Below are 13,390 nucleotides of genomic sequence, written 5' to 3'. Positions count from 1 at the left end.
CCAAGCTGGAACACCCCTCATCCGACCTCGCTTCGCGAGGCCACCTTCTCCCACAAGGGGAGAAGGGAAGGCCGCTTTATGCTTCTTCCTTAACCGCCGCAACCTTCTTCCAGTCTCCGGTCGTGTTCCACCAACGATTCGGGTTGGCGCGGTCGTCCAGCCCCTTGGACCTGCTGGCAAGGATCGGCTGGATGCGGATCACCGGCTCCTGATAGGAGTGCGCCTGGAAAATCGCCTCGACGACGCGGGCAGCCAGCGCCTGGTCATCGGGCAATTCGAATGAAACCTCGACCGTGCCCGGGCGGCGGCGCAATTCGGTTTCAGCGCCGGCCGCTGCCCCGTCAAGCGGCCTGTAGCGCTCGATGCCGTGCGCGGACTGATAGGCGTTGCGGTCGTAGTTGCCCATGGCCAGCGGGGCGAGCGCCACCACCGCGTCCATGATGCGGTCGACATCGGCGGCCGGAGCCTGGAAGCTCACAAGCAGCAGAAGCGTCATGCGCAGGGATGTGGTTTCAAAGCCGCTGTCGATCATGGGAGTGTCCTCAACTTCGGATGTTTTGGGGACACTCTTTTAACTGGGTGCTCCTGACAAGGTTCTGTCAGCATCGTGCCTCCGGGGCGGACAAGGGCTTCGACCGGTGCGAGGCTACAAAAGGATCTTGCGGATCAGCCTGAAGCAGACCAGGGCGATGTAGGCGCCGAAGAACAGGCCGAGCGACCAGCCGAAGCCAGACGGACCGAATGCATCCATGCCGATGCCGATCGCCTGTGGACCGAGCACCATGCCGACGCCGTAACAAAGCACGAAGGCGGCGTTGGCGGATGCCAGCTCATGGCCGGAAAGCTGCGAGCCGAGATGGGCAAGGCCGATCGTGTACATGGCCGCGACCACACCGCCCCACACAAACAAAAGGGCGGCCATCAGGTGCCAATTCTGCGCAAAGAAGGGCATGAAGACGGTGCCGACGAGACCGACGGTGGCGCAGGCGAGCAACAGGTAGCGGCGGTCGCTGACGCGATCGCTGATCATGCCGATCGGGATCTGCAGCAAAACGTTGCCGAGACCGATCATGGTCAGCAGCAGTGCCGCGTCGGCTTCGGAATAGCCGATGCGGTTGCCGTAGACCGGAAACAGCGCGAAGCCGCCGGTCTCGACGGCGCCGAACACCAGGACCGCGGCGGTCGCCGACGGCACCAGCCAGATATAGCGCAGGAAATTGCTGGTTTCGCCATCGGCTACGATGCTCGGGCTCTCGTTGCGCGCGGCCAGCACCGGTATCGCGGCCAGCGTCACCAGCGCGATGATGACGCCGAACGGCCTGAAGCCGGAACTGCCGAGATGAGCGAACAGCCACGGCCCGGCGGCAAAGCCGAGCGACAGGACGGTGGCGTAGATGCCAAGGACCAGACCGCGCCGGTGCGGCGGCGCCGAGGTGCTGATCCAGAACTCCGACAGGATGAACAGCACCGTCAGCGCGATGTGCAGCACGATGCGCAGCGGAAACCACATCCAGAAATCAGGCGCGAAGTGAAAGCCGACGAAGGCCAGCGCGCCGGCGGCGATCATCGCGATCATGGTCCAGGCGACACCGAAGCGCATGGCGAGCGGGGTGGCGAGCGGGGCGCCCGCGATCGAAGCCAGGCCGGCGACGGCCGTGTTGAGGCCGATCATCGAAGCCGAATGGCCGCGCGTTTCCAGGATGACGCTGAGCAACGGCATGCCGAGGCCGATGGCGATGCCGACGACGCTGATCGACGAGATCGCCGCCACCATCGGCAGCCAATGTACGCGTTCGTCGCCCTGTTGTTGGGTATCGACCGTCATGAGATGCTGAATACTCTGTCTTTTTGATGTTACGCAATTCCGGACGGAAAACCGCGTCACGCTTTTCCTGGAATTGCTCTAGAGAAGTTCGCGGGTGAAGCGGTTGCCGACAAGCCGGTAGAAGGGGACGGAACCGCCTGGACGCAGCAGCGGATCATGGGCGAGGCGCTTTTCCAGCTCGTCCAGGATCATTCGCGTGATGTCGGGGATGTCGGCTTCCCTTGCCTTGGCAAGCGGCAACCAGACCAGTTCCTCGAGTTCGTTGGTCGGGCCGCCCCCAGGCAATTCGACGGCGACATCGTCGCGCCAGGCGCTGAAGAAACGCGTGTCGAAGCGGCGCACCCGGTTGGGCGGGGTAATGGCCCGCGCGATAAAGCGCAGCATGTCCAGGGAGGGCTGCACGCCATGTTCGGCAAAGCCTTGCCAATCGCGCCTGGCGGTGGCGAAGACGCCTTTGCGGCCGATCAGCAGCCCGGCCTCCTCATAGGTCTCGCGGATCGCCGACAGGGCGATGGCGCGGGCGCGCGCCGAGCTTGTGCGGCCGGGACCGGCAAGCAACTTTGCTTGCTGCTCGGCGTGTAGTGCGGCGGCGACCGGGATGCGGCTGTCGGCAGGGTCGGTGCGGCCACCGGGAAAAACGAATTTTCCGGGCATGAAGGCATGGCCGGCGTGGCGGCGGCCCATCAGGACCAGTACTTCATCGCCCTTGCGGTCGAGAAGGATCAGGGTCGCGGCATCGCGCGGGCGCATCGGCCGATCGCTATGAGCGACCATGCTCCTCTCGATCCCGTCGACTTGCGCCTTGGTCATACCATCCATGCGCACGACCTAGCGGAAACTTCTTGCATGCGAAAGTGGCCTTAACCGTTGGCGTATTGCGCCAGCCTGCACCTCAGGCCCCGGGATGCGGCTCGATTGCATCCTTTTCGCCACCGAATCCGTGCATATAGAACGCCCATTGCAGTCCGATGACGGCACCTTTGACAGGCTGCAGCAGCGCAACCGACAAAAGGATGGTCAAGGGCACCCAGATGACGATGTGCTGCCAGGTCGACAAGGTCGACGTCGCTTCCACACCCATGAAGGCACCGAGAATGATGTGGCCGACAATGACGATGACCAGATAAGCAGGCAGGTCGTCGGCGCGATGATGGTGGATCTCTTCGCCGCAGACGCTGCAGGCGTCGACAGTCTTGGTGAAGCCGCGGAACAGCTTGCCTTCGCCGCAATTCGGGCAGCGGCCCAGCAGGCCGCGCTTCATCGCCGTCCACAGCGGGCGGGCAACCCGGCCCGAATGATGTTCGCCGCCGAAAACCTGTTCTTGTATCCCTAATTCTTTTGACATCATCGTCTCCTGCCGCGCGAACCCGGTCGCGATTGCGACGCGCGGGCGCGGCCCTTGGCCTTGTGAAACGACTTGACGGAGCCTGGCAGGGGCTTCGGGTCGGTCAACATCTCGAAGCGCATCGCGCCGGCCATCGGTGCCACCTCGACGAGCCGGACCTCGACCCGATCCGCGAGCTGGTAGCCTTTGCCCGAGCGTTCTCCAAACAGGGAGCGGGCCGTTTCGTCGTATATATAGTAATCGCCGCCCAGAGTTGACACCGGGATGAAACCATCGGCGCCATACTGCGGCAATTGGACAAATAGTCCCGATTTGGTGACGCCGGAGATGCGGGCGTCGAAGCGGTCGTCGATGCGCTCGGCGAGGTAGGCGGCGATCAGCCGGTCGACCGTATCGCGTTCGGCAGCCATTGCGCGGCGTTCCGTGCCGGAGATCAGCACCGCGACGTCTTCGAGCCGAGCCTCTTCGTCGCGCGTCAGCCCGCCCGGGCCGAGGCCGAGTGCGGCGATAAGTCCACGATGCACGATGAGGTCGGCATATCGGCGGATCGGCGAGGTGAAATGCGCGTAGCGCCTGAGGTTCAGGCCGAAATGGCCGATGTTCCCAGGCGAATATTCGGCCTGGCTCTGCGACCGCAGCACCACTTCGTTGACCAGCCCTTCATTGTCGGCGCCGCGCACCCGCTCCAGGATGCCATTGAACTGGCTGGGCCGCATCTGCGCGCCGCGCGCCAGCGACAGCCCCAGCGTCTGCAGGAATTCGCGCAGCGATTCCTGCTTGGCGAGCGATGGCGCGTCGTGGACGCGGTAGACCAGCGCCTGCTTCTTCGCCTCGAGCGACTCGGCGGCGGCGACATTGGCCTGGATCATGAATTCTTCGATCAGCTTGTGGGCATCGAGCCGCTCCGGCACGATGACGCGGTCGACCGTTCCATCCGGTTTAAGCAGGATCTTGCGCTCCGGCAGGTCGAGTTCGAGCGGCTGGCGGCCGTCGCGTCCGCGCTTCAGGATCGCATAGGCATCCCACAGCGGCTTTAGCACCGTGTCGAGGATCGGGCCGGTCTTGTCGTCCGGCACGCCGTCGATCGCCGCTTGCGCTTGCGGGTAGGCGAGCTTGGCCGCCGATTTCATCATGATGCGGTGGAAGGAGTGCCTGATCTTGTGACCGTCGGCGGAGAAGGTCATGCGCACTGCCAGCGCCGGACGGTCCTGGCCTTCGCGCAGCGAACAAAGATCGTTGGAAATGCGTTCGGGCAGCATCGGCACGACGCGATCCGGGAAATAGACCGAATTGCCGCGCTTCAGCGCTTCGCGGTCGAGCGCCGTGCCATAGCGCACATAGGCGGCGACATCGGCGATGGCGACCGTGACGACCACTCCGCCCGGATTCTTCTCATCGAGGTCCGGCGTGGCGAACACCGCATCGTCATGGTCCTTGGCGTCGGCCGGATCGATGGTGACCAGCGGCAGGTCTCGCCAGTCCTCGCGGTGATCGAGCGTCGCCGGCTTGACGGCCTCGGATTCGGCGATGACGTCGGCCGGGAAAATGTGGGGAATGTCGTGGGCGTGGATGGCAATCATCGAGACCGCCTTTTCGCTGGTCAGCGAACCCAGCACATTGAGCACCTTGGCGTGGGGCAGACCGTAGCGCGAGGCGCGCGCGGGCTCGACCTCGACCAGATCGCCGTTTTTGGCGCCGTTCTGGAATTCCTTGTCGACGATCAGTTCCGGCTGGCGCCGTTCCACCGGTTCGATGCGAAAGGTGCCGTCCTTGAGCACGCGGAAGACGCCGAGAACGGCATCGGTGCGTTTCTCGAAGATCTTCATCACCCGGCCGGTATAGGCAGGGCCGCCCAGCGCGACATTCGTCTCGTCGGCGGGAAAGGTCTTGGCCAGCACGCGGTCGCCAATGCCGGGCGCCGGTCCACCACCACTGCGCGACAGGCGGATGGAAACGATGGGCGGCGGTCCATTGGCCGTGTGTTCGATGGGACGCGCCAACAGCACGCCGTCGGCGTCACGGTCGAAAATATCAAGCACCGTGACGTGGGGCAGGGCGCCGACGCGGGCCAGCCCCTTGCGCTCCTTGGTCAGGACACCTTCGTCCTGCAGGTCACGCAAAATGTCCTTCAGCCAGATGCTGTCGTCGCCGCGCAAGGCGAACGCCTTGGCGATGTCGCGCTTTCCGGCGCGATCGGGATTTTCGGCGATGTAGCGCAGGATCTCGTCACGCGACGGCCGGTAGTCGTCCTTGACCTTGGCCCTGGTGTCGGCGGTGCGCGGATCGCCGTGGCTTCTTCCGGTGATCTTGCGCGCCACGCCGTCCTATCCTTTTTTCTTCGCGGCCGGCTTCTTGGTCGCTGCTTTCTTGGTTGCCGGGGACGCTGCCTTGCGGAACGGCTTCTTGCCGCCGCCGCCCTTGGCTTCCCTCTCGGCGATCAGCGCCAGCGCATCCTCGATCGTCACCGATTGCGGATCCTTGCCCTTGGGCAGCGTGGCGTTGACCTTGCCGAAATTGACGTAGGGTCCGTATTTGCCGTCGCGAACGACGATCTTGCCACCGCCCTCCGGATGGTCGCCCAGTTCTTTCAAGGCAGCGGCGGTGCCGCCGTTGCGGCCGCCCTTGGCCTTCGATTGCTTCTCGGCAATCACGGTGACGGCGCGGTTGAGGCCGATCGAAAACACGTCCTCGATGCTGTCGACATTGGCGTAGGTGCCGTCGTGCAGCACGAACGGACCGTAACGACCGAGCCCGGCCGAGATCATCTTGCCAGATTCGGGATGTTTTCCCACATCGCGCGGCAATGACAGCAGTGCCAGCGCTTTCTCATGGTCGATCGATTCGGGTGTCCAACCCTTGGGCAGGCTGGAGCGCTTGGCTTCCTTGCCGTCGCCGCGCTGGATGTAGGGGCCGAAGCGGCCTGAGCGCAGCGTGATTTCCTCTGCCGTGTAGGGATCCTTGCCGAGCACCTTGGTGCCGTCCTCGCCGCCGCCATTCTCGCCATTGGGGTTGGCGGCGTCGCCGAGCTGGCGGGTGAAGGAGCATTCGGGATAGTTCGAACAGCCGACGAAAGCGCCGAACTTGCCGAGCTTCAGCGACAGATTGCCGGTGCCGCATTTCGGGCAGATGCGCGGGTTCGAGCCGTCCTCGCGCGCGGGAAATACCAGCGGCGCCAGCTCCTCGTTCAGCGCATCGAGCACGTCGGTGACGCGCAGTTCCTTGATATCGGCGACGGCGCCTGAAAAATCCTTCCAGAAGTCGCGCAGCACGTCCTTCCAGGCGAGCTTGCCGTCGGAAATCTCGTCGAGCTTTTCCTCCAGCGAGGCGGTGAAATCATATTCGACATAGCGTTCGAAGAAGCTTTCCAGGAAGGCCGACAGCAGCCGGCCCTTGGCCTGCGGCACCAGCCGGCGCTTGTCGATCGTGACATAATCGCGGTCCTCAAGTGTCTTCAGGATCGCGGTGTAGGTCGACGGGCGGCCGATGCCGAGCTCTTCCAGCTTCTTGATCAGCGACGCCTCGGAATAACGCGGCGGCGGCTCGGTTGTGTGCTGGGTGGCGTTGATCGCCTGGCGGGCGAGCTGCTCGCCGGCGCGGATCTCGGGCAGGCGGCGGTTTTCCTCGTCCTCCGCGTCGTCTTCCTTCTGGTCGGTGTAGGCGGCGATGAAGCCGTCGAAGCGGACGACGGAACCGACGGCGCGAAGCTCGGCGGTGCGCGAGCCGTTCACCGCCTCGATCTCGACGGTGGTCCGCTCGATCTCGGCCGGCTGCATCTGGCTGGAGATGGCGCGCTTCCAGATCAGCTCATAGAGCCGCATCTGGTCGGAATCGAGGTACTGCCTGACCGATGCCGGGGTGCGCATGAAATCCGTCGGACGGATCGCCTCGTGCGCTTCCTGGGCGTTCTTGGCCTTGGTCGTGTAAACGCGCGGCTTTTCCGGCAGGTATTTCGGGCCGAATTCCTTGGCGATCGCATCGCGGGCAGCGTCGATCGCTTCCGGCGCCATCTGCACGCCGTCGGTTCGCATATAGGTGATCAGGCCGGTGGTTTCGCCGCCGATCTCCATGCCTTCATAGAGCCGCTGCGCCACCTGCATGGTGCGGGTGGCGGAGAAACCGAGGCCCGAGGAAGCCGCCTGTTGCAGCGTCGAGGTGGTGAAGGGCGGGCCCGGATTGCGCTTGGTCGGCTTGGCCTCGACGGACAGCGCCTCGAAGGCCGCACCTTCGAGCATCGCCTTGATGTCGTCGGCCTGGGCCTTGTTGGCAATGTCGAGCTTCTGCAGCTTCTTGCGCTCGAAGGCGGTGAGCCGGGCTTCGAAAGTCTCGTTGCGGGGCGTGCCGAGGATGGCGGCGATCTGCCAATATTCCTCGCGGATGAAGCGCTCGATCTCGGATTCGCGGTCGCAGACAAGGCGCAACGCCACCGACTGGACGCGGCCGGCCGAGCGGGCGCCCGGCAATTTGCGCCACAGAACCGGCGACAGCGTGAAGCCGACGAGATAGTCGAGCGCCCGGCGGGCCAGATAGGCATCGACCAGCGGCGCATCGATCTGGCGCGGATTGGCCATCGCTTCCAGCACCGACGACTTGGTGATGGCGTTGAAGACGACGCGGCTGACCGGCTTGTCCTTCAGCGCACGCTTCTGCTTCAGCACTTCCAGCACGTGCCAGGAAATGGCTTCGCCCTCGCGATCCGGGTCGGTGGCGAGGATCAGGCCATCGGCATCCTTGACCGCCTTGGCGATGTCGGCGAGGCGCTTGCCCGAAGCGGTGTCGACCGCCCAGGACATGGCGAAATCCTCGTCCGGACGCACCGAGCCGTCCTTGGCCGGCAGATCGCGGACATGGCCGAACGAGGCCAGAACCTTGTAGTTCTTGCCGAGGTATTTGTTGATTGTCTTTGCCTTGGCCGGCGATTCGACGACGACGACGTCCATGAGGTCTCTTATTCAGCTGTGATGCGCCAGAAGAATTCCGCTGCGCGCGACGAAATCTCGTTCCTGTTGCCGCTCACATGGCCGCGCTTTCGCATCCGGTCAAGGGGAAGCGCCCAAATTGCGGGGATGCCGGCAGCAATACACTCTTAGAGTGTATGGAGAAAATCACAGAATTTGGCTGAGAGAGACGATGGTCGCAAATTGGCGAAAACGACCGAGCCCCGTTTCGATGAGTCGAGGAATGCCGTCCCTCGATCATGAGGCCGGCCGCCGGCGGTATCGAAGGATGCCCGGCGACCAGCTGATGTCCCGCCAACAGGCGGGAAGGAGGCTCAGTCGGCCTTGACGACGTGCCAGACGCCAGCGACACCGTCACCGCTCATGTCGCCAGCCTTCTTGTCCTTGACGAAGGTGTAAACCGGCTTGCCGTCATAGGCCCACATCTTGGTGCCGTCGGTGCGTTTGACAACGCTCCATTCGTCGTCCGCCTTGGCGCTGGCCGCGGCCTTCAGCGGCGGCCAGTTGGCGGCGCATTTGTCGTAGCAGTTCGACTTGCCCTTGCTGTCCTTGTCATAGGTGTAAAGCGTCATGCCCTTGGCATCGGTGTAGATCTTGGTGCCGCCGACATCGGCTTCCTTCCACGCCTCGGCGGCGAAGGATGCGGCGGTGCTGAGCAGAAGCGCGGCCAGCCCTGCGGTTATGATTTTCATGGAAACCTCCCTGATATGTGGAGACGCGCGGGAAATCGCGGTCTCGTTGTGTCAACGCCTGCCGGCCGGAGGTTCTTCCCGAAAGGGCTTGTGGGATATCGGTAGCTGGGCTTTGGTTGTCAGTAACAATTCCCTCGGTTCGGTCGTACTTGGTTGGGTGGGGTCAGCGAGATTGCCCGAACAGCGACTGGTTGCCACACATTGGTGATTGGCGCACAGGCCAGGGCTTCGCTATATCGGCGCCCAAACAGTATCGTCGCCGAAACAGTAGGGCTTTTGGAATGGCATTGGATATCGGCTATGTCAGCGCGGTCGGGGCGGGCGCTATCTCGTTCCTGTCGCCATGCGTGCTGCCGCTGGTGCCGCCCTATCTCTGCTACATGGCCGGCGTCTCGGTCGACGATTTTCGCGGCAATGCGGGGGCGACGGCGCGTGAAGGCACGCGCGGCGCGCTGCTCTATTCCTCGATCGCCTTCGTGCTCGGCTTCTCGACCGTGTTCGTGGCGCTCGGCGCAGGCGCTTCGACCATCGGCCGGCTGCTGCGCGTCTGGCAGGAGCCGCTGGCGATGGGTGCCGGCGTGCTGATCATCCTGATGGGCCTGAATTTCCTCGGTATCCTGCGCATCCCGCTGTTGTCGCGCGAGGCGCGCTTCCAGTCGCAGGGCAAGCCGGCAAGCGCTGTCGCCGCCTATGTCATGGGACTCGCCTTCGCCTTCGGCTGGACACCTTGCATCGGCCCGGTGCTGGGACCGATCCTGACGCTGGCCGGCGGTCGCGAAACCGTGGGCGAGGGCGCGCTGCTGCTCGCCGCCTATTCGCTTGGGCTTGGCATACCCTTCCTGATCGCGGCGCTGTTTTCCGGCGCCTTCATGCGTTTCCTCGGCAAATTCCGCGTCCATCTCGGCCGAGTGGAAAAAGCGATTGGTGCGCTGCTGGTCGTCGCGGGCGTGTTTTTCCTCACCGGTGGCGTTCAGGCCGTCTCCTACTGGCTGCTGGAGAATTTCCCGGTGCTGGGACGGCTGGGCTAGCGATCCGGCCGCAGCACGGCCGTTTGATGTACCAGGCGGTAGACCTACTGATTAAAAGCCGCCTGCTCCGCCATCTCACCGGAATTTAACCGCATTGGTGCAGCATGGCGCCACTGCTAGCATGATTTGATTCCCAACGCTTTTCATATGGTTTTCCATCCATGAGCCAGAGATCCTGCCTGTCGATCATCCTCGCCGCCGGCGAAGGCACGCGCATGAAGAGCGCGCTGCCGAAGGTGCTGCACAAGATCGCCGGCCTGCCCATGGTCGCGCATGTGGTGAAGGCCGCCGAAGCCGCCGGGGCTGGCGACCAGGCGATGGTGATCGGCCATGGGGCGGAGGAGATGCGCAAGGCCGCGGCAAAATTCGCTGTGAAGGCCGAGACCTTCGTGCAGGAAAAGCGGCTTGGCACCGCGCATGCCGTGCTGGCTGCGCGCCAAGCGATATCAAGGGGTTACGACGATGTCCTGGTGATGTTCGGTGACACGCCGCTGATCGACCCGGGGGCGCTCACGGTGGCCCGACTGAAGCTGGCGGAAGGTGCTGCGGTCGCCGTCATCGGCTTTCGTACACCCAATCCAACCGGCTATGGCCGGCTGATCGAAAAGGGCGGCAAACTGGTCGCCATCCGCGAGGAGAAGGATTGCAGCGAGGAAGAGAAGAAGATCACCTTCTGCAATGGCGGGCTGATGGCGGCGGCCGGTAGCCAGGCGCTGAAGCTGCTCGACGCGGTCGGCAACACGAACGCCAAGGGCGAATATTACCTCACCGACATCGTCGAGATCGCCAGCGGGCAAGGCCTCGATGTGGTTGCGACCGAAGCCAGCTTTGAAAATGCGCTCGGCATCAACAACCGCGCCGAACTAGCGCAAGCCGAGGGTATCTGGCAGGCTCGCCGCCGGCATGAGGCGATGCTATCGGGCGTGACACTGATCGCACCGGAGACTGTTTTCTTCTCGCACGATACCGAGATCGGCCCGGACACGATCGTCGAACCCAATGTCTGGTTTGGGCCGGGCGTAAAGATCGCTGGCGGCGCCAAGATCCATGCCTTCAGCCATATCGAAGGCGCCACTGTCGCGGGCAATTGCGATGTCGGTCCGTTCGCACGACTGCGGCCGGGCGCCGATCTGCGGGAAAAGGCAAGAGTCGGCAATTTCTGCGAGGTCAAGCAGGCTGTTATCGAGGAAGGCGCCAAGGTCAATCATCTGACCTATATCGGCGATGCCCGGGTCGGCGCGGGCGCCAATATCGGCGCCGGCACCATCACCTGCAACTATGACGGCTACTCGAAATTCTTCACCGACATCGGCGAGGGCGCTTTTGTCGGCTCGAACTCTTCGTTGGTGGCGCCGGTCACCATCGGCAAGGGTGGATACATCGCCTCCGGCAGCGTCATCACTGAAAGCGTGCCCGACGACGCACTGGCCTTCGGTCGGGCGCGCCAGAAGACGATCCCCGGCAAGGGCAAGGAATTGCGCGAGCGCTTTGCCTCGGCCGCGGCTGCCAAAAAGAAGTAAGATCGGCCTTCAAAAACTGAACGATTGCAGTAACCGGATTGCAAGTGCGCTGTGTCATGATGCATGCGTGCAGAAGCGTCCGTTACAGCGGACGAAATGCAATGTGACTTTCGCGGCGAACCGGCCATCCCTAAATAGCGCTGGTTTTCCACGGGGAATTGGGGGCTGTCTGCATGTGCGGTATCGTTGGAATCGTCGGCCACTCGCAGGTTGCGCCGCTCATTGTCGATGCGCTCAAGCGGCTCGAGTATCGCGGCTATGACTCGGCCGGCGTCGCCACCATCGAGAAGGGTGAGCTTGGCCGCCGCCGCGCCGAGGGCAAGCTGGTCAACCTCGAACGGAGGCTGAAGGACGAGCCGCTCGAAGGCACCATCGGCATCGGCCACACCCGCTGGGCGACCCATGGCGTACCCAACGAGACCAATGCGCATCCGCATTTTTCCGCCGGCGTCGCCATCGTCCACAACGGCATCATCGAGAATTTCGCCGAACTGCGCGACGAACTGATCCGCGACGGCTATTCTTTCTCGTCGCAAACAGACACCGAAGTCGTTGCCCATTTGGTGGCGCGTGAACTCGCCAAGGGGCTGAAGCCGGTCGAGGCCGCGCATCAGGCGCTGAAGCGGCTGGAAGGCGCCTTTGCGCTGGCCATCATGTTCAAGGGCGACGAGGATCTGATCGTCGGCGCCCGCAACGGCCCGCCGCTGGCCGTCGGCCATGGCGATGGCGAGATGTTCCTGGGCTCGGACGCCATCGCGCTCGCCCCGTTCACCAATTCGATAACCTATCTCGAGGACGGCGACTGGGCGGTGGTGCGCCGCGACGGCGTCGCAATCTTCGACATCGATGGCAAAAAGGTTGCCCGCAAGCGCCAGCAGTCGCTGTCGACCAGCTTTATGGTCGACAAGGGCAATCGCCGCCATTTCATGGAGAAGGAAATCCATGAGCAGCCCGAGGTGATCTCGCACACGCTGGCTCACTATGTGGATTTCGTCTCCGGCGTCTCCAAGCCGCTCGACCTGCCTTTCGATTTCGCCAAGATCGACCGGCTGGCGATCTCCGCCTGCGGTACCGCTTACCTCGCCGGGCTGATCGGTAAATACTGGTTCGAGCGCTATGCACGGCTGCCGGTCGACATCGATGTCGCCTCGGAATTCCGCTACCGCGAAATGCCGCTGTCGGCCAACGATGCCGCATTCTTCATCTCGCAATCGGGCGAGACCGCCGACACGCTGGCCTCGCTGCGCTACTGCCGCAAGGCCGGCATGAAGATCGGCGCCGTCGTCAATGTGCGGGAATCGACCATGGCGCGCGAATCCGACGTCGTGCTGCCGACACTTGCCGGACCCGAGATCGGTGTCGCCTCGACCAAGGCCTTCACCTGCCAGCTGTCCGTTCTGGCCGCGCTTGCGGTGCGCGCCGGCGTGGCGCGCGGCACAATCTCGAAGGAACAGGAGAAAACCCTGGTGCGCGCGCTTTCGGAAGCGCCGCGCTATGCCAACCAGGTGCTCAAGCTCGAAGAGCAGATCGAGCGCATCGCGCGCGAACTGTCGCGCTACAAGGACGTGCTCTATCTCGGCCGCGACACCAATTTCCCGCTCGCCATGGAAGGCGCGCTGAAGCTCAAGGAAATCTCCTACATCCACGCTGAAGGCTATGCCGCGGGCGAGCTGAAGCATGGGCCGATCGCGCTGATCGACGAGAACATGCCGGTCATCGTCATCGCGCCGCATGACCGTATCTTCGAGAAAACCGTTTCCAATATGCAGGAAGTGGCGGCGCGCGGCGGCAAGATCATCCTGATCACCGACAGCAAGGGCGCGGCGCAGGTCAGCGTGAAGACGATGGAAACGATCGTGCTGCCCGATGTGCCCGAAATCATCTCGCCGATCATCTATGCGCTGCCGATCCAGATGCTGGCCTATTTCGCCGCCGTGTTCATGGGCACCGACGTCGACCAGCCACGCAATCTGGCGAAATCGGTGACGGTGGAGTAAGTTTTACCTCTCAAATCGGGAGGTTGAG

The 13,390-nt window shown here is 63.5% G+C and carries 10 protein-coding genes; 3 read left to right on the top strand and 7 right to left on the bottom strand.

What is annotated here, in order from left to right; all coding sequences use genetic code 11:
- Positions 1-76 precede the first annotated feature (76 nt).
- From X741_RS138435 to X741_RS138465, 7 genes are all read right to left on the bottom strand, one after another.
- On the bottom strand, positions 77-532 hold the full coding sequence (locus X741_RS138435) for a hypothetical protein (RefSeq protein WP_023763634.1): 456 nt from the start codon (positions 530-532) through the stop codon (positions 77-79).
- 114 nt (positions 533-646) lie between these two features.
- The gene (locus X741_RS138440) at positions 647-1,825 is read right to left on the bottom strand and encodes an MFS transporter (RefSeq protein WP_013895218.1); all 1,179 of its coding nucleotides are present in this window, start codon (positions 1,823-1,825) and stop codon (positions 647-649) included.
- 78 nt (positions 1,826-1,903) lie between these two features.
- Positions 1,904-2,644 (bottom strand): NUDIX hydrolase, encoded by a 741-nt coding sequence (locus X741_RS138445; protein WP_023780597.1) that lies wholly within the window; start codon positions 2,642-2,644, stop codon positions 1,904-1,906.
- A 73-nt stretch (positions 2,645-2,717) separates the two neighbouring features.
- A complete protein-coding gene (locus X741_RS138450) occupies positions 2,718-3,170 on the bottom strand; it encodes a DUF983 domain-containing protein (RefSeq protein WP_031250642.1) in 453 nt (150 codons plus the stop codon).
- Positions 3,170-5,488 carry a ribonuclease R gene (gene rnr / locus X741_RS138455; protein ID WP_023780595.1) on the bottom strand — a complete coding sequence of 773 codons (2,319 nt, stop codon included), beginning with the start codon at positions 5,486-5,488 and terminating at the stop codon, positions 3,170-3,172. Before rnr ends, X741_RS138450 begins: the two co-directional genes overlap by 1 nt.
- Before the next feature lie 6 nt (positions 5,489-5,494).
- Positions 5,495-8,107, bottom strand: coding sequence for a type I DNA topoisomerase (topA, locus tag X741_RS138460; protein WP_023780594.1), 2,613 nt, complete (start codon positions 8,105-8,107; stop codon positions 5,495-5,497).
- A gap of 332 nt (positions 8,108-8,439) precedes the next feature.
- Positions 8,440-8,817 carry a hypothetical protein gene (locus X741_RS138465; protein WP_023780593.1) on the bottom strand — a complete coding sequence of 126 codons (378 nt, stop codon included), beginning with the start codon at positions 8,815-8,817 and terminating at the stop codon, positions 8,440-8,442.
- Between the two features lie 281 nt (positions 8,818-9,098).
- Here X741_RS138465 and X741_RS138470 point away from each other — a divergent pair, with 281 nt between their 5' ends.
- From X741_RS138470 to glmS, 3 genes are all read left to right on the top strand, one after another.
- Positions 9,099-9,845 carry a cytochrome c biogenesis CcdA family protein gene (locus X741_RS138470; protein WP_013895224.1) on the top strand — a complete coding sequence of 249 codons (747 nt, stop codon included), beginning with the start codon at positions 9,099-9,101 and terminating at the stop codon, positions 9,843-9,845.
- Positions 9,846-10,006: 161 nt separating this feature from the next.
- Positions 10,007-11,365 carry a bifunctional UDP-N-acetylglucosamine diphosphorylase/glucosamine-1-phosphate N-acetyltransferase GlmU gene (gene glmU / locus X741_RS138475; protein WP_023780592.1) on the top strand — a complete coding sequence of 453 codons (1,359 nt, stop codon included), beginning with the start codon at positions 10,007-10,009 and terminating at the stop codon, positions 11,363-11,365.
- Positions 11,366-11,538: 173 nt separating this feature from the next.
- Positions 11,539-13,362 (top strand): glutamine--fructose-6-phosphate transaminase (isomerizing), encoded by a 1,824-nt coding sequence (glmS, locus tag X741_RS138480; protein ID WP_023780591.1) that lies wholly within the window; start codon positions 11,539-11,541, stop codon positions 13,360-13,362.
- The last annotated feature ends 28 nt before the right edge of the window (positions 13,363-13,390 follow it).

The sequence above is a fragment of the Mesorhizobium sp. LNHC221B00 genome (assembly GCF_000502935.1).
In the GTDB taxonomy this organism is placed as follows: Bacteria; Pseudomonadota; Alphaproteobacteria; order Rhizobiales; family Rhizobiaceae; genus Mesorhizobium; species Mesorhizobium opportunistum.
Note: the sequence above shows the minus strand (reverse complement) of the source record. Positions and strands in the feature narration are given on the sequence as shown.